This window comes from Micromonospora sp. NPDC005707 (assembly GCF_040631005.1).
Taxonomy (GTDB): Bacteria; Actinomycetota; Actinomycetes; order Mycobacteriales; family Micromonosporaceae; genus Micromonospora.
The window spans coordinates 399428-419550 of sequence record NZ_JBEXYR010000002.1; the positions used below are offsets into that span (position 1 = coordinate 399428).

The 20123-nt window shown below is 72.0% G+C and carries 23 protein-coding genes and 4 tRNA genes; 5 read left to right on the forward strand and 22 right to left on the reverse strand.

Features of this window, described 5'->3' with window-relative positions; genetic code table 11:
• Window positions 1-368: 368 nt before the first annotated feature.
• The 17 genes from rplL to ABZ452_RS04495 form a co-directional block, all read right to left on the reverse strand.
• Window positions 369-755 carry a 50S ribosomal protein L7/L12 gene (gene rplL, locus ABZ452_RS04415; protein ID WP_357938798.1) on the reverse strand — a complete coding sequence of 129 codons (387 nt, stop codon included), beginning with the start codon at window positions 753-755 and terminating at the stop codon, window positions 369-371.
• A gap of 54 nt (window positions 756-809) precedes the next feature.
• The gene (gene rplJ / locus ABZ452_RS04420) at window positions 810-1355 is read right to left on the reverse strand and encodes a 50S ribosomal protein L10 (protein WP_091198320.1); all 546 of its coding nucleotides are present in this window, start codon (window positions 1353-1355) and stop codon (window positions 810-812) included.
• Between the two features lie 311 nt (window positions 1356-1666).
• Complete coding sequence (locus ABZ452_RS04425) at window positions 1667-2356, reverse strand: hypothetical protein (RefSeq protein WP_357938801.1); 690 nt, start codon at window positions 2354-2356, stop codon at window positions 1667-1669.
• Window positions 2353-3378, reverse strand: coding sequence for an ATP-binding cassette domain-containing protein (locus ABZ452_RS04430; protein WP_357938803.1), 1026 nt, complete (start codon window positions 3376-3378; stop codon window positions 2353-2355). Before ABZ452_RS04430 ends, ABZ452_RS04425 begins: the two co-directional genes overlap by 4 nt.
• A gap of 78 nt (window positions 3379-3456) precedes the next feature.
• Entirely contained in the window at window positions 3457-4173 is a 717-nt protein-coding gene (gene rplA, locus ABZ452_RS04435; protein WP_357938805.1) for a 50S ribosomal protein L1, read from the reverse strand.
• Between the two features lie 85 nt (window positions 4174-4258).
• Complete coding sequence (gene rplK, locus ABZ452_RS04440; protein ID WP_091570017.1) at window positions 4259-4690, reverse strand: 50S ribosomal protein L11; 432 nt, start codon at window positions 4688-4690, stop codon at window positions 4259-4261.
• Between the two features lie 186 nt (window positions 4691-4876).
• On the reverse strand, window positions 4877-5599 hold the full coding sequence (gene nusG / locus ABZ452_RS04445) for a transcription termination/antitermination protein NusG (RefSeq protein WP_357938807.1): 723 nt from the start codon (window positions 5597-5599) through the stop codon (window positions 4877-4879).
• Between the two features lie 35 nt (window positions 5600-5634).
• Entirely contained in the window at window positions 5635-6027 is a 393-nt protein-coding gene (secE, locus tag ABZ452_RS04450; RefSeq protein ID WP_357938809.1) for a preprotein translocase subunit SecE, read from the reverse strand.
• 214 nt (window positions 6028-6241) lie between these two features.
• A tRNA-Trp gene (locus ABZ452_RS04455) sits at window positions 6242-6314 on the reverse strand.
• Window positions 6315-6441: 127 nt separating this feature from the next.
• Window positions 6442-6834 (reverse strand): MaoC/PaaZ C-terminal domain-containing protein, encoded by a 393-nt coding sequence (locus tag ABZ452_RS04460; protein ID WP_357938811.1) that lies wholly within the window; start codon window positions 6832-6834, stop codon window positions 6442-6444.
• A gap of 3 nt (window positions 6835-6837) precedes the next feature.
• Window positions 6838-7284 carry a MaoC family dehydratase N-terminal domain-containing protein gene (locus ABZ452_RS04465; protein ID WP_357938813.1) on the reverse strand — a complete coding sequence of 149 codons (447 nt, stop codon included), beginning with the start codon at window positions 7282-7284 and terminating at the stop codon, window positions 6838-6840.
• Window positions 7285-7403: 119 nt separating this feature from the next.
• Window positions 7404-7571, reverse strand: a complete 168-nt coding sequence (gene rpmG, locus ABZ452_RS04470; protein ID WP_067301359.1) for a 50S ribosomal protein L33 — start codon at window positions 7569-7571, stop codon at window positions 7404-7406.
• A 131-nt stretch (window positions 7572-7702) separates the two neighbouring features.
• Window positions 7703-7775 (reverse strand) — tRNA-Met (locus tag ABZ452_RS04475).
• Window positions 7776-7800: 25 nt separating this feature from the next.
• Window positions 7801-7873 (reverse strand) — tRNA-Thr (locus tag ABZ452_RS04480).
• Between the two features lie 96 nt (window positions 7874-7969).
• Complete coding sequence (locus ABZ452_RS04485; RefSeq protein ID WP_357938815.1) at window positions 7970-10498, reverse strand: bifunctional diguanylate cyclase/phosphodiesterase; 2529 nt, start codon at window positions 10496-10498, stop codon at window positions 7970-7972.
• 49 nt (window positions 10499-10547) lie between these two features.
• Window positions 10548-10691: a hypothetical protein gene (locus ABZ452_RS04490; protein WP_192579813.1), complete on the reverse strand. Its 144-nt coding sequence runs from the start codon at window positions 10689-10691 to the stop codon at window positions 10548-10550.
• Between the two features lie 462 nt (window positions 10692-11153).
• Entirely contained in the window at window positions 11154-12350 is a 1197-nt protein-coding gene (locus tag ABZ452_RS04495; protein WP_357938817.1) for an epoxide hydrolase family protein, read from the reverse strand.
• A gap of 190 nt (window positions 12351-12540) precedes the next feature.
• Here ABZ452_RS04495 and ABZ452_RS04500 point away from each other — a divergent pair, with 190 nt between their 5' ends.
• Complete coding sequence (locus tag ABZ452_RS04500) at window positions 12541-12921, forward strand: VOC family protein (protein ID WP_357938819.1); 381 nt, start codon at window positions 12541-12543, stop codon at window positions 12919-12921.
• Between the two features lie 12 nt (window positions 12922-12933).
• Here the strand turns inward: ABZ452_RS04500 and ABZ452_RS04505 are convergent, their stop codons facing one another.
• The 3 genes from ABZ452_RS04505 to ABZ452_RS04515 form a co-directional block, all read right to left on the reverse strand.
• Window positions 12934-13581 carry a methyltransferase domain-containing protein gene (locus ABZ452_RS04505; protein ID WP_357938821.1) on the reverse strand — a complete coding sequence of 216 codons (648 nt, stop codon included), beginning with the start codon at window positions 13579-13581 and terminating at the stop codon, window positions 12934-12936.
• 224 nt (window positions 13582-13805) lie between these two features.
• Window positions 13806-14357 (reverse strand): hypothetical protein, encoded by a 552-nt coding sequence (locus ABZ452_RS04510; RefSeq protein ID WP_357938823.1) that lies wholly within the window; start codon window positions 14355-14357, stop codon window positions 13806-13808.
• Window positions 14358-14431: 74 nt separating this feature from the next.
• A tRNA-Tyr gene (locus ABZ452_RS04515) sits at window positions 14432-14515 on the reverse strand.
• Between the two features lie 147 nt (window positions 14516-14662).
• Here ABZ452_RS04515 and ABZ452_RS04520 point away from each other — a divergent pair.
• Window positions 14663-15157, forward strand: coding sequence for a YajQ family cyclic di-GMP-binding protein (locus tag ABZ452_RS04520; RefSeq protein WP_357938825.1), 495 nt, complete (start codon window positions 14663-14665; stop codon window positions 15155-15157).
• Between the two features lie 68 nt (window positions 15158-15225).
• On the forward strand, window positions 15226-15525 hold the full coding sequence (locus tag ABZ452_RS04525; protein ID WP_357938827.1) for an antibiotic biosynthesis monooxygenase: 300 nt from the start codon (window positions 15226-15228) through the stop codon (window positions 15523-15525).
• 150 nt (window positions 15526-15675) lie between these two features.
• Here ABZ452_RS04525 and ABZ452_RS04530 read toward each other — a convergent pair whose 3' ends face one another.
• Window positions 15676-16935, reverse strand: coding sequence for an MFS transporter (locus ABZ452_RS04530; protein ID WP_357938829.1), 1260 nt, complete (start codon window positions 16933-16935; stop codon window positions 15676-15678).
• Window positions 16936-17134: 199 nt separating this feature from the next.
• Between ABZ452_RS04530 and ABZ452_RS04535 the strand changes: the two genes are divergently transcribed.
• Window positions 17135-17974, forward strand: a complete 840-nt coding sequence (locus tag ABZ452_RS04535; RefSeq protein WP_357938831.1) for a DUF6065 family protein — start codon at window positions 17135-17137, stop codon at window positions 17972-17974.
• Entirely contained in the window at window positions 17974-19170 is a 1197-nt protein-coding gene (locus ABZ452_RS04540) for an MFS transporter (protein WP_357938833.1), read from the forward strand. Before ABZ452_RS04535 ends, ABZ452_RS04540 begins: the two co-directional genes overlap by 1 nt.
• Before the next feature lie 51 nt (window positions 19171-19221).
• Here the strand turns inward: ABZ452_RS04540 and htpX are convergent, their stop codons facing one another.
• Window positions 19222-20100 carry a zinc metalloprotease HtpX gene (htpX, locus tag ABZ452_RS04545; protein WP_357938835.1) on the reverse strand — a complete coding sequence of 293 codons (879 nt, stop codon included), beginning with the start codon at window positions 20098-20100 and terminating at the stop codon, window positions 19222-19224.
• Window positions 20101-20123 lie beyond the last annotated feature (23 nt).

Genomic DNA, 20123 nt, shown 5'->3' on the forward strand with positions numbered 1-20123 from the left:
GGGTCAACCGGGCTGCTCGGAACGCGATGTCCCTGCCGGTCCGCTCGGGTGCAGCGGCGGTGGTGCTGCCGTTGCCTTACCCGAGAGGTGGCCGTTGCAAGCGCGGAAGGTCTTGCTGGTGTCAGCGTGCCTGTCAGCCGGGTGTCGCGTCAAGGGCCGGTTACCGCTCGGGGTGTCTTTCCCACCGACGGGCTACCGACAGGCGTTGCTGTGAAGCCGGTACGAGCAGCCTGGACGCCCTGCTCAGGCCGCTGCCACCGTTGGCACCAACCACAGCGGGCGGCGATCCGTTCCCGGATCACCGCCCACTGCGAACGCCGTGTGCCCCGGCTCACGTGAGCCGGACGCGCGTCAGGTCAAGCGCAAGGTCACTTGAGGGTGACCTTGGCGCCCTCGCCCTCGAGCTTGGCCTTGGCCTTCTCGGCGGTCTCCTTGTTGGCCTTCTCCAGGACGGCCTTCGGAGCGGCCTCGACCAGGTCCTTGGCCTCCTTGAGGCCCAGGCCGGTCAGCTCGCGCACGACCTTGATGACCTGGATCTTCTTGCCACCGTCGGCGTCGAGGATGACGTCGAACTCGTCCTTCTCCGGCTCGGCCTCGGCGGCCGGGCCCGCGGTGCCGCCGGCGGCGGCGACGGCGACCGGAGCCGCCGCGGTGACCTCGAAGGTCTCCTCGAACTGCTTCACGAACTCGGAGAGCTCGATCAGCGTCATCTCCTTGAACGCGTCGAGCAGCTCGTCGGTGCTGAGCTTCGCCATGTCTGGCGTCCTTTCTGAAAGTGAAAACTAAGAACGTGGGTGCGCCGGGTGGCCTCAGGCCGCCTCGGCGCCCTCCTTCTCGCGCTTGTCCTGCAGAGCGGCCGCCAGACGCGCGGTCTTGGCGAGCGGAGCCTGGAACAGGGCCGCGGCCTTGCTCAGGTTGCCCTTCATGGCGCCGGCCAGCTTCGCCAGCAGCACCTCGCGGGACTCCAGGTCGGCGAGCTTCGTGACCTCGGCCGCGGAAATGGCCTTGCCCTCGAAGACACCGCCCTTGATGACGAGCTTCGGGTTGGCCTTCGCGAACTCGCGAAGCCCCTTCGCCGCCTCGACGACGTCGCCCGAAACGAAAGTCAGCGCGGTAGGACCGGTGAACAGCTCGTCGAGGCCGGAGATGCCCGCCTCGGTCGCGGCACGCTTGGCCAGCGTGTTCTTCGCGACCGTGTAGCTGGTCTCCTTGCCGAGCGAGCGCCGCAGCTGCGTGAGCTGCGAAACCGTGAGCCCGCGGTACTCGGTCAGCACGGTCGCTCCCGCGTTGCGGAAGCTCTCGGTCAGCTCGGCGACGGCCGTGGCCTTGTCGGCCCGGATCGGCTTGTCCGCCATGTCCCTCCTCTCTCGTTGCTCGGAGCTGGTACGCCGGCGACGAGCAGGGCTCGCGACGGCGGCGGAGGCATCACGACAACGAGAAAAGCCCCGGCGCAGGGCGCACGGGGCGAGGGCTGGCGCGAGGGACGCGGTCGGCGGACCACGCACTGCACCGATTTTCGCTTGCCGCCCTGCGCGGGTCGCCCGTTGTCGCGGGACCTTCGACCGTGCCAGGGCACGGTGACCAGCGGTCTTTGGGTGGAACTACGCGCCTAGGTTACGCGACCCGTCCCGAACCGCCAAATCGCCCCCGGAGTGCGCCCGGTCACTCACGCGCGGCTCCGGCGCCCCCAGGCGTAGCCGGCGAGCGCCACGGCCGCCCAGGCCAGCGCCCAGGCCGTCAGGAACAGGCCGGTGGAAGCCGCCAGCGGGCCGGCCAGCGCCCGCGCGGTGGGCAGCACCGGCGGCACCAGCCAGGGCGCCACCGAGCGGGAGAGCCCGAGGACCAGCGCGGCCACCGCGCCGAGGGTGAGCACGACGACGCCGTAGCCGGCGCTCCGGGTGATCGCCCGGCTGGCCAGGGAGCCCAGCGCCACCGCCGCCGGCAGGGCCAGCAGGTGGGCCCAGAGGCCGAGCGCCAGCCCCTCGGCCAGCGGACGGTCCCCCGGCCCGGTCGGACCGGTCACCCCGCCGACCAGCCAGGGGAAGACCAGCGCGACGGCGATCGTGCCGAGGCCCGCCGCGGCCGCCGCGAGCAGGCCGGCGGCCCGCTCCCGGGCCGGGCCGACCACCACCCGGGCCAACCGGCGCTGCACGTCGGGCTCGACGTCGAGCAGGATCTTGGTCTGCCAGGCCAGCACCGGGAAGAGCACCACCGCCGAGACGCCGTAGGCCTCCGCCGGCTGGGCCCGGCCGCCGCCGTAGAGGACCCCGAGGGCCAGCAGGCCGGCCAGCACCGGGGCCAGCGCCCGCCCGGTACGCAGGAAGCCGGCCAGCCGCAGCCGGACCAGGGCGGTCACCGGGCCACCTCAGGAGCGGGACCGGCCACGCCGGGCACCGGGGCGTCGTCGGGAGCGAGACCGGGCACGCCGGGCAGCGGGGCCGGGTCCGGACCGGGGTCGGGCACACCGTGCACCACAGCTCCGTCCGGAGCGAGACCGGACGCTCCGGGCAGCGGGGCCGGGTCCGGAGGGAGGCCGGGCACACCGGGCACCGCAGCTCCGTCCGGAGCGAGAGCGGGCACGCCGGGCAGCTGGTCCGCGGCGGCGGACGGGGAGTCGGAACCGGGTCGCGTGGTGGAGGGCGGGGCGGCGTGGTCGCGTATCCGGAGGACGTGGTGGCCGTCGGCGCGCAACCGGGCGACGGCGGCCGCGACCCCGGCGGCCGGGACCGACAGCTCCACCACGACGGTGGCCGCGGCCCCGGACGGCGCCGCCTCGGTGACCGTGCCGTCGGCGACCGACCAGTGCCGGGCGCCGGGGAGCCGGACCGTCTCGCCGCGGTGGTCGCTGACCAGCACGGCGCCGCCCTCGGCCAGCACCTCGCCGATCACCTCGGGCACCAGCTCACGGGCGGCGGCGTCCAGCCCCTCCCAGGGCTCGTCGAGGACGAGCAGGCCGGGCGGGCGGAGCAGCGCCTGGGCGAGCCCGACCTTCTGCGCGGTGCCCTTGGACAGCTGGGGCAGCCGCACCCCGTGGAAGCGCGCCAGACCGAGCCGGTCGACCCAGCGCCGCACCGCCCCGTCGGCCTCCGCGCCCCGGAGGCCGGCCACGCGGGCCATCGCGGCGAGGTAGGCCCCCACGGTGAAGGGCTGGTCGGCGGGGAAGCGCTCGGGCACCCAGCCGACGGCCGCGGGTCGGTCGACCACCCGGCCCCGGGTCGGCCGGAGCACGCCGGCGGCGAGCTGGAGCAGGGTGGACTTGCCCACCCCGTTGCGCCCGAGCACCACCGCCACCTCGCCGGGGCCGATCGCCACGTCGGTCTGCCGCAGCACCCACGGGCCCCGCCGGTGGTACCGCAGCCAGACGCCTTCCAGCCGCATGCGCCGAGCCTGCCACACCGGACAGACGGACGGGGCCCCGCCACCGGTGGTGGCGGGGCCCCGTCAGGGCAGCAGTGCTCAGGCCTCGGTCGGGGCCTCGCTGAGGTTCTTCACCAGCTTCGGGTCGACCGGGACACCCGGGCCCATGGTGGTGGTGAGGGTGACCTTCTTCAGGAACGTGCCCTTGGCCGCGGACGGCTTCGAGCGCAGCACCTCGTCCAGCACCGCCGCGTAGTTGTCGATCAGCTGGGTCTCGGAGAACGAGGCCTTGCCGATGATCAGGTGGAGGTTGGAGTGCTTGTCCACCCGGAAGGTGATCTTACCGCCCTTGATGTCCGAGACGGCCTTGGTGACGTCCATGGTCACCGTGCCGGTCTTCGGGTTCGGCATGAGGCCGCGCGGGCCCAGGATCCGCGCGATCCGGCCGATCTTGGCCATCTGGTCCGGGGTGGCGATCGCCGCGTCGAAGTCCAGCCAACCGCCCTGGATACGGGCGACCAGCTCGTCGGTGCCCACCTCGTCCGCACCCGCGGCGGCGGCCTCTTCGGCCTTCGCGCCGGCGGCGAAGACGATCACGCGGGCGGTCTTACCGGTGCCGTGCGGCAGGTTGACCGTGCCGCGGACCATCTGGTCCGCCTTGCGGGGGTCGACGCCGAGGCGCATGGCGACCTCGACCGTGGCGTCGAACTTGACGTTGGTGGTCTCCTTGGCCAGCTTCACGGCCTCGGCGGGAGAGTAGAGCTTCGACCGGTCGATGACCTCGGCGGCCTTGCGGTAGCTCTTGCTGCGCTGCATTTCTCGTGACTCCTGTGGTCTATGGCGGGCCCGCGTCCTGCGCGGCCCTCCCACGAACTGATCCGGGTGGAGCGGTTGACCGAGGTCAGTCGGCGACGGTCAGGCCCATCGACCGGGCGGTGCCGGCGATGATCTTCTCAGCCTGGTCGATGTCGTTGGCGTTGAGGTCCGCCATCTTCTTCTCGGCGATCTCGCGCAGCTGGGCGCGGGTCACCGAGCCGACCTTCTGGGTGTGCGGGACGCCCGAGCCCTTCTGCACGCCGGCGGCCTTGATCAGCAGCCGGGCGGCGGGCGGGGTCTTCAGCACGAAGGTGAAGGTGCGGTCCTCGTAGACGCTGATCTCGGCGGGGACGATGTCGCCCCGCTGCGACTCGGTCTGCGCGTTGTAGGACTTGCAGAACTCCATGATGTTCACGCCGTGCTGGCCGAGCGCGGGGCCGACCGGCGGCGCCGGGGTGGCCTGGCCAGCCGGCAGCTGAAGCGTGAACGTCTTGACGAGCTTCTTCTTCGGAGGCATGTCTCTTCCTGGGGCTTGGAACTGGGATTTTCGCCGGCCCGCGGGCGCGCACGGTCAGCGCGGTGCGGACAGCCGACGTTCTAGGGTAGCGCAGCCTTGCGCCACCCTCCCCGCCGAGGTCCGGCGGACGGCGAAAAAGGCGCACCGGCGGCCGGCCGGAAGGCCCACCGCCGGTGCGGACGTGCGTCAGATCTTGGCGACCTGGTTGAAGTTGAGCTCGACCGGGGTCTCCCGGCCGAAGATCGACACCAGGACCTTGAGCTTCTGCTGGTCGGCGTTGATCTCGCTGATCGTCGCCGGCAGCGAGGCGAAGGCGCCGTCGGTGACGGTGACCGAGTCACCGACCTCGAAGTCGAGGACCCTGACCTCGGGCTTGGCCTTCTTCTGCTCGGTCTCGACCGCCGGGGCCAGCCACTTGAGCACCTCGTCGAGGCTCAGCGGCGCCGGACGGTCGGCCCGGTCGGTCGCGCCGACGAAGCCGGTGACCCCCGGGGTGTTCCGGACGCAGGAGTAGGACTCGGCGGTCAGCTCCATCCGGACCAGGATGTAGCCCGGGAAGACCTTCGCCTGGACCTGCGACCGCTTGCCGTTCTTGACCTCGACCTCTTCCCGGGTCGGCACCTCCACCTGGTAGATGAAGTCCTCCATGTCGAGGGAGGTGATCCGGGTCTCGAGGTTGGTCTTGACCTTGTTCTCGTAGCCGGCGTAGGAGTGCACCACGTACCAGTCGCCGGGGGCGTAGCGCAGCTTCTGGCGCAGCTCGGCGACCGGGTCGAAGTCCTCGTCCGGGGCGGGCTCGGTGGTCGGGAACTCCGGCTCGCTGGCGGCCTCGACCGACTCATCGTTGGCCGCCGTCGCGACCGTGGACTGCTCGTCCGTGGTCTCGGCGGTCTCGTCGTACTCAGGCACGCTCGCTCACTTCCGTCACTATCGCTGTCCGCAGGTCAGCTGGGGTTGCCGAAGACCCACAGCACCGCCTTCGCGAAGCCGTAGTCCAGGCCGGCCACGATCGCCAACATCACCGCGACGAAGGTGACCACCACGGCCGTGTAGGTCAGCAGCTCCTTGCGGGTCGGCCAGATGACCTTACGCAGTTCGGCCACGACCTCGCGGAAGAACCGCGCGATGCGGGCGAACAGCCCGATCCGCTCGGAGTCCTTCCGGGTCTTCCGGCCCTCGGTCGAATCGGCGCGGGCCCGCTTGCGGGTGGCGGTGCCGCCCCGGGAGACCGGCTCGTCCGCGTCGGTGGCGTCGTCGTCGGCCACGCCGTCGACAGTAGCGTCGTCGTTCAGACGCTCGTCGCCGTCGTCCTCGCCGCGCCGCTTGCTCTCGGCCACTTCGCCCTCCGTGCGGGATATCGGGTCGCACGCCGGGCGGCGTGCGCGGCGTGTGGTCACGCCGGCCGGACCAACCGTCCCGCGACGGGCCGCGGCCGGCGGACCGACCGGGAGGGCCCCGAATGCCTCGGAACCAACCCCGCCGATGCCACCACCACGGGCCGGGCGCCGCCGTGCGGCGGCGCGACCCACGGGAACGGTCAGGCCTGAGGCGCAGGGGTGACAGGACTTGAACCTGCAGCCTGCGGTTTTGGAGACCGCTGCTCTGCCAATTGAGCTACACCCCTGTGCGGCAACTCACCCCCACGCGGACACGATGTGCCGAGCAGGGGTCACTTGCCCCACGGCGGACCAGTGTACGGGTAGTCGTGCGACTTTCCCAACCGGTCCACCCCTCGCGCGTCGAACGGATCCTCAGCGAGGCGTCCGGATGACGGCCCGGGCCTGCGACAGCACCTTCTCCCCCAGGCACGTCGCGGTGATGTCGAGCCTGGTCAGGCCGTCCTCGGTGACCTCCTTGACCACCGCGGCGACCTCGACCTCGGTGCCCTCGTCGGTGTCCGGCACGACCACCGGACGGGTGAAGCGGACGTTGAAGTCGACCACCGCGTCCGGCGCACCGGCCCAGGTGGTCACCGCCCGCCCGACCAGGGCCATGGTGAACATGCCGTGGGCGATCACCCCGGGCAGGCCGACCTTGGTGGCCGTCCGGTCGCTCCAGTGGATCGGGTTGAAGTCGCCCGAGGCGCCCGCGTAGCGGACCAGGTCCGCGCGGGTCACCCGGAACGTCTGGGTGGGCAGTTCCATCTCTCAGGCCTCCCCGCGTACGACGATCTTGGACCAGACGGCGACCACCGGCTCGCCGGCGACGGTGCTCACGTCGGTGCGGGTGGTGAGGAAGCCGTGCCCGCCCCGGTTCGTGACCTCCTCGATGGTGTTCACACAGACCAGCTCGTCCCCGGCCACCACCGGCCGGGTGTACGCGAAGCGCTGGTCGCCGTGCACCACCCGGCTGTAGTCGACGCCCAGCGCCGGGTCCTCGACGATCTGCTGGCTGGCAGCCATGGTCACGATCACCGGAAAGGTCGGCGGGGCCACCACGTCGGGATGGCCGAGCGCCCGGGCGGCCGCCGGATCGTGGTGCGCCGGGTCGGTCGCGCCGATGGCGGCGGCGAACTCACGGATCTTTTCTCGGCCCACCTGGTAGGGGGCGGTCGGCGGATAGCTCCGGCCGACGAAGGACGGGTCCAGGGACATGCCGCGAACCTACACGGAAAGCACGAACGCCGATCCGTACGGTCGGGCGGCTCGGGAGCCGCCGTCCGTGCGGATCGGCGTTCGGAAGCTGTCTGCGGACCGGCCGGGCCGGCCGCGGGTCAGCGGGTCTCGCGGTGGATGGTGTGCTTGCCGTCCCGGGGGCAGAACTTCTTCAGCTCGATGCGGTCCGGGTCGTTGCGGCGGTTCTTGCGCGTGATGTAGTTGCGCTCCTTGCACTCCACACACGCCAAAGTGATCTTCGGCCGGACATCGGTCGCCTTCGCCACGGCGGAGTGCCTTCCTCGCTCACGGGTAACAACTACGGCGCATCAGACTACGCGCTGAATACGCGGACATGCAAAGTGGGCGCCTACGGCGCCCATCCCACCGACCACCGGGCGGGCCCGGAGGACGAGAGTAGCGGTGGCCGGACTTGAACCGGCGACACAGCGATTATGAGCCGCTTGCTCTGCCATCTGAGCTACACCGCCGTGGCGGGTCCAGCCGGACCCTCTGAGCCCCCTTACGGAATCGAACCGTAGACCTTCTCCTTACCATGGAGACGCTCTGCCGACTGAGCTAAGGGGGCCTACCCGATCACCCCGTGGGGTGTCGCGCAGAGGAAACAGTACACGACCCCGCCGTCGAGGTGAAATCGGATCCCCGGTTGTCGCGTTCCCGCAGCTCAGGGTACGACGCGCAGGCGCGGCAGCTCACCCGCCACGATCGTCTCCGGGTCGACCTGGGCGCCGAACCACGCCTCCAGCCGCTCGTACGGCAGGGGCCGGCTGAACAGGAAGCCCTGGCCGATCTCACAGCCGATGTCCTGGAGCAGCTCCAGCGTCAGCTCGCTCTCCACACCCTCGGCCACCACCGTCAGGCCGAACTGCTGCGAGAGCGTCACCACCGCGTTGACGATGGCCAGGTCACCCGGGTCGGTCGCCATCCCCTGCACGAACGAGCGGTCGACCTTGACCTCGTGCACGGGCAGCCGGCGCAGCTGGGCGAGGGACGAGTTGCCCGTGCCGAAGTCGTCCACCGAGAGCCGGACACCGAGCTCGCCGAGGCGCTTCAGGGTCGGAATGGGACGTTCGGTGCCGTCCAGCACCCCGGCCTCGGTGATCTCCAGGGTGAGCCGCTGCGGCGGCACACCGTATTCTTCGAGCAGGTCCCGCACCAGGGCCGGGAAGTGCTGGTCGGTGAGCGTCCGGGCGGCCAGGTTGACCGAGATGGCGAGCGCCTGCTCGCCGTGGCTCCAGTCGCGGCTGCGCCGCAGGCTCTCCCGCAGCACGAACTCGGTGAGGCGGCCGAGCTGGCCGGTGTGCTCGGCCACCGCCACGAAGTCGTCCGGGACCACCGTCCCGTGCGCCGGGTGCTCCCAACGGGCCAGGCACTCCACCCCGACCAGACGCCGGTCCCGCAGCGTGACCTTGGGCTGGAAGTAGACCTCCAGCTCGCCGTCGTCCAGCGCCCGGCGCAGGTCGCCGGCGAGGCCCAGCAGGCGCAGTGATCGGGACTCCAGGACCGGGCTGTAGAGCTGGACGCTGCCCGGCACCGACTTGGCGGCCGTGGCGGCCAGGTCGACCCGCTGGAGCAGGGTCACCGCGTCGCTGCCGTGGTCGGGGTGGACGGCCACCCCGACGGCGGTGTCGACGTCGAGGGTGAGCGCGTCGAAGACCATCTCGTCGCGGATCTGCTCGCGCAGCTGACCGGCCAGCTCCAGCGCCGCCTCGGTGCTCTCCAGCCGCAACGTCACCAGGAACTCGTCGCCGCCGGCCCGGCCGACCAGGGCGGAGGAGGGCGCGCTGGCGCGCAGCCGCTCGGCCACCTCGACCAGGACCTTGTCGCCGGCCGCGTGGCCGAGCGACTCGTTGACCTGGCGCAGCCGGTCGACGTCGAAGAGCAGCAGTGCCACCACCTCGCCGGGCGCCGCGATCCGGACCGCCTCGGCCACCGCCGCGGTGATCCGCCGGCGGTTCGGCAGCTTGGTGAGCGCGTCGTGCTCGGCGTCGTGCCGCAGCCGGTCGACCAGCCGGGAGTTCTCCAGGGCGACGGCGGCGTGCGCGGCGACGGTCTCCAGCAGCGGAACGTCGGTGCGGCCGAAGGAGTTGCTGGCACCGAGCCGGTTGGCCACCTCCAGGGTGCCGATGACCACGGACCCCGAGCGCAGCGGGACCGCGATGACGTCCTTCACCCGCTGCTCGGAGAGGGCGGTGCGCAGCTCCGCGTCGGACACCGGGCCCCGGCCGAGGACGAGCGTGTGACCCTCCCGCCGGACCCGCTCCCGCAGCGCGGGCGGGGTGGGAGCCACGTCGAGCAGCCCCGAGTCGGCGATCCGGGAGGTCAGCAGGACCTCGGGGTGCCGGCCCTGGGCGGGCAGCCAGAGGGTCGCGTATTCCGCCTGGAGCAGGGCCCGGACCCGGCCGAGCAGGGCGTCGGCGAGCGTGCCGTCCTGCCCGCTGCCGCTGACCGCCCGGCTCAGCTCGTACATGTCGGCGAGGGTCCGGTGCTGCCGGAAGAACTGCGTGTACGCCCGGTAGACCAGCGTCAGCGCGGTGATCAGCGCCGCGAGCAGGAGCAGCGACCACCAGGTGGAGGTGATCAGGATCAGGATGATCAGACCCGCGACGATGTTGATGGACGCGGAGAGGAGCGCCGACGGCGACCTGCGGAACGCGTCCCGGCCGGTCTGCCACCCCTGCAGCAGCGTGTAGACGCCGGCCACCGAGGTGATGCTGACCAGATTGACCATGATCGCGACGGTGAAGAGCGTCAGCCAAGTGCGGGGCCCGATCCCCTCGACCGGCGGGAGGGCCTGCAGCACCAGCACGGCGAGCGACGAGCCCGCGGCCGCGCGGGCGACGTTGAACCAGAGTTTGGTCATGCCCATCCGGTGCCACAGATGGGTGAGAGCCGCCGCCACGGTGTAGATGATCACGACCGTCAACGGGCGGGTCAGGTAGAACGCGAGAACCAGCGGGATCTCGGTGAGGGTGACGCCGAGTGACTGGCGCCGGACGGTGAAGTTGAGCACCGGCAGCCCGGCGGCCACCATGGCCATCAGCAGCAGGATCGCCAGCGGCCAGCCGCCGAACGGCTGGTCGTTGGCCAGCCCGGTGACCGTCGAGCAGACGACGGCGAAGAGAACCAGCGGAGCTGTGATCAGCCAGGCGTGGTCGTTCGAGCGCGAGCCCTTGGGGGGCTGTCCCGACATGCCGCCCCTTCCGTCGACCCGTCGTCCGGCTCAGCTCGGACCGTGACCGTCAGCGGGCGGCGGGCATGTTCCAGATGACGTCGGCGGTCTGCGCGTCTCCCAGCTCAGGGCCAGCGCCGATGAGGATGCCGCTCGCCACGGCGGCGATTGCCAGCAATGAGCCAAGCAGCCGGCCCAGCTTTCGACCAGACATGTCCGCTCTCCTGTCGGGGATCGTTCACAGGGATGGTGGAGGTTCCACGATCGTGCCACAGGGCCGGCACCCAGAAAAGTCGCGGGAGCAGCCCAGATCCGACCGTCGCCAAGGTTCCGCCGTTCGGTCCAGACCGCGGGGGACGCCTAGCCAGATCAGAGGTGTGACAGACCGTCGACCACTCCGTCCACTGCGGATTCCGACCTTCAACGCGAACCGATCAAGCCACCCCGAAAGCCCCGTTCACCCGCTGCGACGCCCGCGACAGCAATCCGTACACCCCGAAGGACGGTATCCACCCCGGGGCATAGACCACCATACCTTCCTCTCGCCGGAACGCCAGAGGATGATCCTGGTCAATTCCATCGAAATGCGCGCCGTCCCGGGCGATCGGTCGGGCATCCGACGGCGCTCGTGCGGTGACGCCGGCCGAGCGGGCCCGAAGCGGGACAAGTGGTCGGGTCAGGACTTCCGCAGCGGCCGGAACGCGGCCCGCACCTCGGTCGCGAACAGGTCGGGCTCCTCCCAGGCGGCGAAGTGGCCACCCTTGTCGACCTCGCTGAAGTACGTGAGGCCGGGATAGACCGCCTCGGCCCAGCTGCGCGGGGCAGCCCAGATCTCGCCGGGGAACGTCGTGAAGCCGACCGGGACCCCGACCGGCGGAGGACTCTGGCCGGCCGCACCGGCCGCGGCCCGGGCCCGCCCGGCTTCCCAGTACCACCGGGCGGCCGAGGCACCGGTGCCGGTCAGCCAGTACAGCGTGATGTTGTCGACGATGCTGTCCCGGGTGAGGTTGCCCGCGGGCTCGCCGTCGACGAACGCTCGGGAGATCTTGTAGTAGCTGTCCGTGTCGTGGTCGAGCATCCAGGCCGCCAGCCCGACGGGCGAATCCAGCAGGGAGTAGCCGATCGTCTGCGGCCGGGTGGACTGCTCCAGGAAGTAGCCGAAGCCGTCCGTCATGAACGTGTTGAGCCGGTCGTGCGCCGCGCGTTCCTGCTCGGACTCCCCCGGCAGTCGGTCCTTGATACCGATCGCCCCGGCCAGCAGATTGACGTGGATGCCGAGCAGGCCCTCGGGCGCCTGACGGCCCATCGCGTCCGTGACGGCGGCCCCCACGTCGCCACCCTGCGCGACGTAGCGCGGGTAGCCGAGGCGGGCCATCAGCTCCGCCCACGCGGCCGCCATGCGGCCGGAATCCCAGCCGGGCTCGGTCGGCTCGCCGGAGAAGCCGTAGCCGGGCAGGGACGGCAGCACCAGGTGGAACGCGTCCTCGGGAGTGCCGCCGTGCGCGGTCGGGTCGGTGAGCGGGCCGACGACCCCGAGCAGCTCGACGACCGAGCCGGGCCAGCCGTGCGTCATGATCAGCGGCAGGGCGTTCTCGTGCCGCGACCGCACGTGGATGAAGTGGATCCCGACGCCGTCGATGTCCGTCGTGTACTGCGGCAGGGCGTTCAGCTTCGCCTCGCACGCGCGCCAGTCGTACTCGGTCGACCAGTAGCGGGCTAGCTCCCGGACCGTCGCCAGCTGCACGCCCTGCGAGCGATCGGTGACCAGCTCACGAGTGGGCCAGCGGGTGTCCGCGATCCGGCGACGCAGGTCGGCGAGCGCTTCTTCCGGCGTGTCGAGCCGGAAGGGCCGGATGTCCTTGTCGTTGGGCATGGTCTCCCCCTGCCAGGTCACGTCGACCGACGCCGGGACGCCGGCGGCGCTGCCACACGCCGATCGTCGCACCGGTCCCGTGACCAGCGGACCGGAACGCGTTTTCGCACCGGCTCGCTGACCTCAGTCGTGGGCCTTCGCCTGTCGATATGAGTTGACCTGCTCGTCGCGCGGGCACAAGGCTGACCGGATGGGGACTGCCATCCGCAACATCGCGTTCGACTGCGCCGACCCGTACGAACTGGCGCACTTCTGGGGCAAGGTCTTCGACTGCCCGGTCGACGCGCAGTTCAAGCCCGACGACGAGGAGGTGGCCATCGAGCCGCCCGCCGGCGCCAGGCTCTACTTCCAGCGGGTACCGGAGCCGAAGACCGTCAAGAACCGTGTGCACATCTGCCTGCAGCCTGAGGTGCTCCGCGACCAGGAGGTCGAGCGTGTCCGCGCCCTCGGCGCCACCGTCGTCGCCGACCGGCGCGAACCGGACGGCAGCGGCTGGGTGGTGCTGGCCGACCCGGAGGGCAACGAGTTCTGCGTGCTGCGCAGCGACGCCGAGCGTGAGACGACCGCATAGGCGTCGCCGGCCTCAGGGTCGGTGGAACTCCGCGCGCCAGCGGAGGCCACCGTCCGGGGCCACGATCTCCTCGATCCGGGCCGGGGCCAGCGGGCCGGCGGCGAAGGCGTCGACCTCGGCCCGGGCCAGCGGCCAGGGCGGCCCCTCGACGACCTCGTCGTCCCGCCGGCCGGCCGCGATCGCCAGCAGCGTCCCGCCCGGCGCGACCAGCCGGCCGACCGCCGGGATCGCCCGCTGCCGCAGCTCGGCCGGCAGTGCCTGCACGTTCATGCTCTCCAGCACGAAATCGAACCCGCCCAGCCACTCGTGCGGCGGGTCGAGCAGGTCGGCGGTCTCGTAGCGGACCGGGGAGTCCGGGTGGCGGCGGCGCGCCGCCCGCACCGCCGTGGGCGAGATGTCGAAGGCGACGGTGGCGAAGCCGAGGCGGGCCAGATGTTCGGCGTCGCGGCCGAAGCCGCACCCGACGACCACGGCGCGCCGGCCGGCCCCGTCCGGCCGGGTCCGGTCGGTCCACTCGCTGAGCAGGGAGTGCGCCCGGTCGAGGTCCCACGGGACGACAGCCTCGCCCCGCTCGGCGTCGGCGTAGAGCTGCTCGAACCGGCCGGTCGGATCGCCCTCGGCGACGGCCGAAGACCGGTGGGTCAGATCGTTGTCGTGCACGTACGCCTCCTCGCCTCCGGGAAGCCCTGGACCCGTGGCGTCGAACCGGCGCGAAAGGCCTCACCGTGCTGGCCGCCCACCCTAGCCTCGATGCGTGCCCGGCACGGGCCCGACGAGACGGATGACCATGGGTGGGAACGGTCGTCAGGCCCCCGGCCACCCTTGACCTCGACCGGGGCGCCGCAGTCCTTGCGCCTATAGGGGGAATGGGGGCGGACCGGCGATCATCCCGAGGCGTCGCTGTGCTGATCGAGATCCGTCTCGTCCTCGTGCTCAAGCTCCGGCAGGCCCAGGTCCTCGCGGGCAGCCGCGGAAAACGCGCGTATGGCGGCCTTCACCTCCTCCATGTCAAAGGGGTTCGCCTCAAGGCCAGCGCCCACCCTGGCAGCTGCCCGCACGACCTCTGGTGGCGACAGGAACACCAGGGCGGCATGAATCTCGAAACACTCGGCGACCAGACCCTGTGCTTTCTTCGCCAAACGGGCCCGCTCACCGCCGTCAGGGCTCTCTGCGTGGTCCTGCGCCGCGTGCATTGCCTCGACGGCCTTGAACCGGAATTGTCCATAGGCAGCCCTGCGAGCCTCCTCGGCCCGATGCGCGTCCTCACGCTCGGCCTGAGCCTTGAAGATCCGATGGCTGTTGCGGCCTTGCAGCCATGCACCGAGACCGCCGCCGGCCAACGTTCCGGCAACCGGGATCGAAAGTTCCCACCAACGGGCCATCGGCACCTCCAGGCGTGCCGTTGCGTGCCCGATGACGCAGTCGATCAGGGGCAACGGCGGTCAACGGCAGCCGGAACGACAAAGGCCCTCGATCCACGTTTCCGCAGGTCAAGGGCCTTGCCATTCCCTGGTGGCGGGTAGAGGATTCGAACCTCTGTAGCTTTCGCGACGGATTTACAGTCCGCTCCCATTGGCCGCTCGGGCAACCCGCCAGGGCACCCCACCGCGTCGCGACGCGGCGGCGGAAGCAAGGATAGCGGTTGTCCCCCGGGCCGCCGCAAGCGGGTACCGTCAGGGGGTCCCACGCTGGTCAGTGAGGGACGGATCAGGACAGACCGCCGGACAGCAGGAGCATGATCATGGCAGCGAACCCGTCGTTCGACATCGTGAGCAAGGTCGACCGGCAGGAGGTCGACAACGCCCTCCGCCAGGCGGAGAAGGAGCTCTCGACGCGGTTCGACTTCCGCGGCACCGGCACCGAGATCTCCTGGTCGGGCGAGGAGGCGATCAGCCTCCAGGCGGAGACCGAGGAGCGGGTCCGGGCAGCGCTCGACGTCTTCAAGGAGAAGCTGATCAAGCGGAACATCTCGCTGAAGTCCCTCGACGCCGGGGATCCGCGTTCGTCGGGCAAGGTCTTCAAGATCGACGCCAAGGTGATCCAGGGCATCGACTCGGACAAGGCCAAGGCGATCAGCAAGAAGATCCGCGACGAGGGCCCGAAGGGCGTCCAGGCGCAGATCCAGGGCGACCAGCTCCGGGTCACCGGTAAGAAGAAGGACGACCTGCAGGCCGTCATCGCGCTGCTCAAGGGCGAGGACTTCGGCGTCGCCCTCCAGTTCACCAACTACCGGTAGGACTCGCCGGGCCGCCGCGGGGATCCACGTCCGGCGGCGGTCCGACGCACCGAGAGCGGGGAGCGGAGATGCCCTACGGCTACCTCGGGTCGATGAAGACCCGGGCGGGTTGCCGGGACGACGTGGTGGCGATCCTGTTGAGCGGCGTCGACGGGCTGCGCGAGGTCGGCTGCGAGCTGTACGTGGTGGGCGTCTCCGACCAGGACGACGTCACGATCTGGGTCACCGAGGTGTGGCGGAGCAAGGAACACCACGACGCCTCCCTGCGGCTTCCCGAGACGAGGGCCGCCATCGGCCGGGCCATGCCGATGCTCACCGGCGAGTTCACCAGTCAGGAACTCACGGTGGTCGGCGGGCTCGGCGTCTGAGCGCCGGTCGCGGTCAGCGCGCGAAGATCAGCAGCAGGATCACGGTCACGACCGCGCTGACCAGGATCGAGCCGAGACAGCCGACCCGGTTCGAGAAGAAGAGGAACATTCGGGGGCTTTACCCGCCCCCGCCGGTTTGATCCCCGCGGCTCAGGCCACGAGCGACTGCTCGGCGCGTACCGCGGTGGCTTCGGCGCGGGCGATCGGCCCGGCCGGCGGCGCGGCGACCGCGGCACCGACGGCGACCGCCGCCCCGGCGAAGAGGAAGGCCCACGGCACGCCGCCGGCGTGGTCGACGATGAGCCCGGCCACCGCTCCCCCGGCGGCGCTCGCCGCCACCGACATGGTCACCACCCAGGTGTACGCCTCGTTCAGCATGCCGGCCGGGGCGATCCGGCCGACCAGGGTGTTCTCCAGCGTCAGCGCGGGGGCGATGGTGGCGCCGCCGAGCACCAGCGCGACGCCGAGCGCGGCCGGGGTGGGCATCACGGCGAAGACGGCGAAGCTGGCCGCGACCGCGCCGAGCAGCCAGGCGAACTGGCGGGTCATGTTGGCGGCGGGCTTGCGTACCCCGAACCAGAAGCCGCCGAGGGCGCTGCCGATGCCCCAGACGGCGAGCAGCACGCCGGCGAGGCTCTCCGGGTCGTCGGCGGTGGCGTTCCCGGCGAAGGCCGGCACGATCACGCCGGCGGCGCCGAAGGCGATGCCGATGCTGGCGACGCAGAACAGCAGGGCCGGGAAGCCGCCGACCCGCAGCGGGCCGAGGCCCTTGGCGTGGTGCTCCCGGGGGTGCGGCCGCCAGCCGCGCATGACCCGGCCGAGTGCCACGGCGGTGGTGCCGGCCAGGGTGACCACGGCGGCGCCCACCAGCGCGGCGGCGGCGTCGGCGACCAGGACGAAGCCGGCCACCAGCAGCGGGCCGAGCACGAAGACGACCTCGAAGAGGGAGGTCTCGGCGGCGAGCGCGGTGTTGCGCAGCTGCGCCCGGCCGGTGGCGGGGGCCGTGAGGTCGTTCCAGGCGCCCCGGATGGCGGCCGTGAGCGGCGGGTACGTGGCACCGGCGACGCCGGCGGCCAGGTAGATCAGGGCGAGGCTTCCGGAGCCCGACCGGCTGGCGCCGAGCAGCCCGAAGAGGGCGAGCGGGTGGGCCACGGCGGTGGCCAGCAGCACCGGGGTGGGGCCGACCCGGTCGGCGACACGCCCGGCGATCGGGCTGAGCGCGGCGCCGGAGAGCGCGTAGATGCCGCCCGCGACGGCGGCGAGCGAGTACCGGCCGGTGACCTCGGCGACCACCAGCAGCAGCGCCAGCGGCGTCATGCCGATCCCGAGCCGGCCGATGACGCCGAGGATCAGCAGCATCGGGGCGCCGGGGATGCGCCAGACGCCCAGGTACTGGCGCAGTGCGGCCAAGGGTGCACCTCCGGGTACGGGAAAGGTAACGAGTGAATTCCCCTCCGACCCTAACGCCGCAGGCCGCCGTGGGGGTGGTCGCCTCGCTCACACAGGAGCGGCCGGGCGGGGCTGACCGGCCGGCGAAGAACGGGTAGGTTGCTGATCGAATCAGGTCCATGTCTCTCGCGGACTCCGCCCATCGCCGTACGGAGGGCCGATGACCGGCACCGTGGAACCGCTGCGGGTCGAGATCTACTCGCTGTACGCCGACGCCCGCCCCGCCGAGGCCGCCTCTCCCAGCCTGGGGGGCTCGCTCCCGGTGCGGGCCGTGCGGCAGTGCCCGCCGGTGGCCGTCGGGTCCGGTCTCGGCTGGTACGTCCACCCGCCCGCCGACTTCGCGCTGCGCTGGGACGGGCACGAGACCGAGTGGAGCCTGCTGGAGGAGAACGAGCCGGTCCGCTGGCGTTCGCTGGCCGGTGGATACGACGGCAAGCTGCCGGATGCCGCCGCCCATCTCGCGAAGGCGCCCGAGAAGTTCCGCGACGGCCTGGACATCTTCGACCGGTACGGCGGGGAGATCCCGTTCGTCGACGTCGACCCGCGGGCGGCGAACATGGTCGAGCTGGTGACCGGCGTGGTGGCCCGGACGTCGCCGGGTTGGTGCCTGCTGGCCCGCGGCGCGCCGAACTGGCCCGCTCCGGCGGGGCTTCAGGTCTACGAGGGCGTGGTGGAGACCGACTGGTACACCTCGCTCCTGCCCACCATCCTGCGGCTGACCGAGCCCGGCCGGGTGGTGCGCTTCTACCGCAGGCTCCCGCTGATGTGCCTGCAGCCGGTGCACCGCTCGGTGCTGGAGGCCGCCGGCCGGGCCGAGCTGGTGACCGGGCAGGGCCTCGGCGAGTGGCCGGACGACGTGTGGGAGGACTTCGTGGCGTTGCGCCGCCGCCGCCAGGACCCGGAGATCCGCAGCAGCTACCGCCGGGAGCAGGCGCGCCGGTTGCGCGAGCACGCCACCTACCAGCCGATCGGCGTGGACGAAGGGGACCGGCCGAGCTGATGACCGACGCCGACGAACGACTCGCGCCCCCGCCCGGCTACCGAGCCCTGTTCCGCCATCCGGTCGCCTCCCGGCTCGTCATCGCCCGCGGCATCTCCGAGCTGGGTGACTTCGTCGGGCTGGCCGCGCTGCTGCTGCTCGCGTACGACCAGACCCAGTCGGTGCTCGGCCCGGCCGCCGTGTACGCCGCCCGGACGCTGCCCGCCCTGCTGGTCGCCACCGTGTTCAGCGGCTGGCTGGACGTGCCGGCTCGGCGCACCATGCTGGTCGGGCTGTCGCTGGCCGGCGCGGCGCTGATCGCGGTGCCGACCGCCGTGCCCCGGCCGCTGCCGGCGATCGTCGCGGCCGGCCTCCTGGGCGCGGTCCGGGCCGCGTACTCCAGTGTCAACGTGGCGATCGCCGCCGAGGCGGTGGACGGCCCGCTGCGGCTGCCGCTGTTCGGCCTCTCCGCCTTCGCGAACCAGCTCGGCCAGGTGACCGGCCTGCTCGCGGGGGCCAGCGTGACCGTGGCGCTCGGCCCGCGGGCGGCGCTCCTGATTGACCTGGTGTCGTTCCTGCTGGCCGCGGTCGTCCTGGCCGGGCTTCCGGGCGGCCGCGGGGAGCGCCGGAAGGCCCGCCCGCCGGCCACCGCCGGCGTACGCATCATCGCCGGCCACCCGGTGCTGCGCGGCGTGGCTCTGCTCACCCTGGGCACGGTGCTCTCCGGGGCGTTGCCGGAGACCCTGGCTCCCGACCTGGCCGGCGGCGGGTGGCGACCGGTCGTGCTGGCCGCCTCGGCGCTCGGCGGCGCGGTCTTCGTGCTGGTGGCGGCGCGGCGGGCCTGGCTGGCCCGGGTGGCCGGTCAGGTGGCGGCGGCCGCCGCGCTGGCCGGTGCGTTGCTGCTCGCCGGCCTGCTCGCCGCGGTCCACGCCCCGGCCTGGGCGCTGGCGGGGGCGAACGCGCTGATCGGCGCGGGTGGCGGCTGGCTCATCGGGGCGCAGGCGACCTTCGCCCGGCTGGCGCCCAGGGACCGGATGGGACAGGTGGAGGCGACCATCGTGGCCGGGAACATCGTCGTCTCCGGCTGCGGGATCTTCCTGCTCGGCACCACCGCCGAGCTGTTCGGTCCGGCCACCGCGTACCTGGTCGCCGGGGTGCTGCTGCTCGGCGTCGTGCTCTTCGCCCGGCCCGACCGGCTGCCCGAAGCCACCTCCTGAGACGCGTCCGCCCGCGTCCGGCTGGACGCGGGCGGAGGCGGTCGGAGCGGGTCAGCGCTGGAACTGCACCGGCCCGGAGTTGCGGGCCAACTGCTCCAGCCGGGCCACCCGCTGCTCCATGGGCGGGTGGGTGGCGAACATGGCGGCGAGGCCGCCGCCCCGCTTGAACGGGTTGTCGATCATCAGGTGCGCGGTGCTGGTGAGCTGGCCCTGCGGCGGCAGCGGGCGGGCCTGCGTACCCAGGTGGATCTTGCGGAGGGCGCTGGCCAGGGCCAGCGGGTCGCGGCTCAGCTCGGCGCCGGACTGGTCGGCCTGGAACTCCCGGCTCCGGCTGATCGCGAGCTGGATCAGGGTGGCCGCGATCGGGCCGAGGATCAGGGTGAGCAGCAGCACCGCCGGGTTCGGGGCGTCCTCGTCGTCGGAGGAGCCCAGCGGGATGAACCAGGCGATGTTCGCCAGCGCGGTGATGATGCCGGCCAGGCCGGCCGCCACGCTGGAGATCAGGATGTCCCGGTTGTAGACGTGGGACAGCTCGTGGCCGATAACGCCCCGCAGCTCCCGGTAGTCGAGGATCTCGACGATCCCCTGGGTGACGCAGACGGCCGCGTGCTCCGGGTTACGCCCGGTGGCGAACGCGTTGGGCTGCGCCGTCGGGCTCACGTAGAGCCGGGGCATCGGCTTGCCCGCCTGGGTGGAGAGCTCCCGGACCATCCGGTACAGCTCGGGGAACTGTGCCTCGGTGACCGGTTGCGCCCGCATCGAGCGCAGGGCGAGCTTGTCGGACCAGAAGTAGGTCACGCCGTTCATCAGCAACGAGAGGACCACGGCGATGACGAGACCGCCGCTACCGCCGAACCAGTAGCCGACCGCGAGGATCAGCGAGGTCAACAGGCCGAGCAGCGCTGCGGTCTTGAGACGGTTGTGATGCACGATCGCTCCTTCGGTGCGCGGGC

Excerpts from the sequence above, each read along its gene's own strand:
- ABZ452_RS04520 (WP_357938825.1), top strand. The coding sequence starts at position 14,663 with ATGGCAGCGAACCCGTCGTTCGACATCGTGAGCAAGGTCGACCGGCAG.
- ABZ452_RS04535 (WP_357938831.1), top strand. The coding sequence starts at position 17,135 with ATGACCGGCACCGTGGAACCGCTGCGGGTCGAGATCTACTCGCTGTAC.
- ABZ452_RS04500 (WP_357938819.1), top strand. The coding sequence starts at position 12,541 with ATGGGGACTGCCATCCGCAACATCGCGTTCGACTGCGCCGACCCGTAC.
- rplK (WP_091570017.1), bottom strand. The coding sequence starts at position 4,690 with ATGCCTCCGAAGAAGAAGCTCGTCAAGACGTTCACGCTTCAGCTGCCG.
- ABZ452_RS04485 (WP_357938815.1), bottom strand. The coding sequence starts at position 10,498 with ATGTCGGGACAGCCCCCCAAGGGCTCGCGCTCGAACGACCACGCCTGG.
- rplL (WP_357938798.1), bottom strand. The coding sequence starts at position 755 with ATGGCGAAGCTCAGCACCGACGAGCTGCTCGACGCGTTCAAGGAGATG.
- ABZ452_RS04495 (WP_357938817.1), bottom strand. The coding sequence starts at position 12,350 with ATGCCCAACGACAAGGACATCCGGCCCTTCCGGCTCGACACGCCGGAA.
- ABZ452_RS04540 (WP_357938833.1), top strand. The coding sequence starts at position 17,974 with ATGACCGACGCCGACGAACGACTCGCGCCCCCGCCCGGCTACCGAGCC.
- ABZ452_RS04490 (WP_192579813.1), bottom strand. The coding sequence starts at position 10,691 with ATGTCTGGTCGAAAGCTGGGCCGGCTGCTTGGCTCATTGCTGGCAATC.
- rplA (WP_357938805.1), bottom strand. The coding sequence starts at position 4,173 with ATGCAGCGCAGCAAGAGCTACCGCAAGGCCGCCGAGGTCATCGACCGG.
- ABZ452_RS04525 (WP_357938827.1), top strand. The coding sequence starts at position 15,226 with ATGCCCTACGGCTACCTCGGGTCGATGAAGACCCGGGCGGGTTGCCGG.
- ABZ452_RS04460 (WP_357938811.1), bottom strand. The coding sequence starts at position 6,834 with ATGGAACTGCCCACCCAGACGTTCCGGGTGACCCGCGCGGACCTGGTC.
- ABZ452_RS04430 (WP_357938803.1), bottom strand. The coding sequence starts at position 3,378 with ATGCGGCTGGAAGGCGTCTGGCTGCGGTACCACCGGCGGGGCCCGTGG.
- rplJ (WP_091198320.1), bottom strand. The coding sequence starts at position 1,355 with ATGGCGGACAAGCCGATCCGGGCCGACAAGGCCACGGCCGTCGCCGAG.
- ABZ452_RS04465 (WP_357938813.1), bottom strand. The coding sequence starts at position 7,284 with ATGTCCCTGGACCCGTCCTTCGTCGGCCGGAGCTATCCGCCGACCGCC.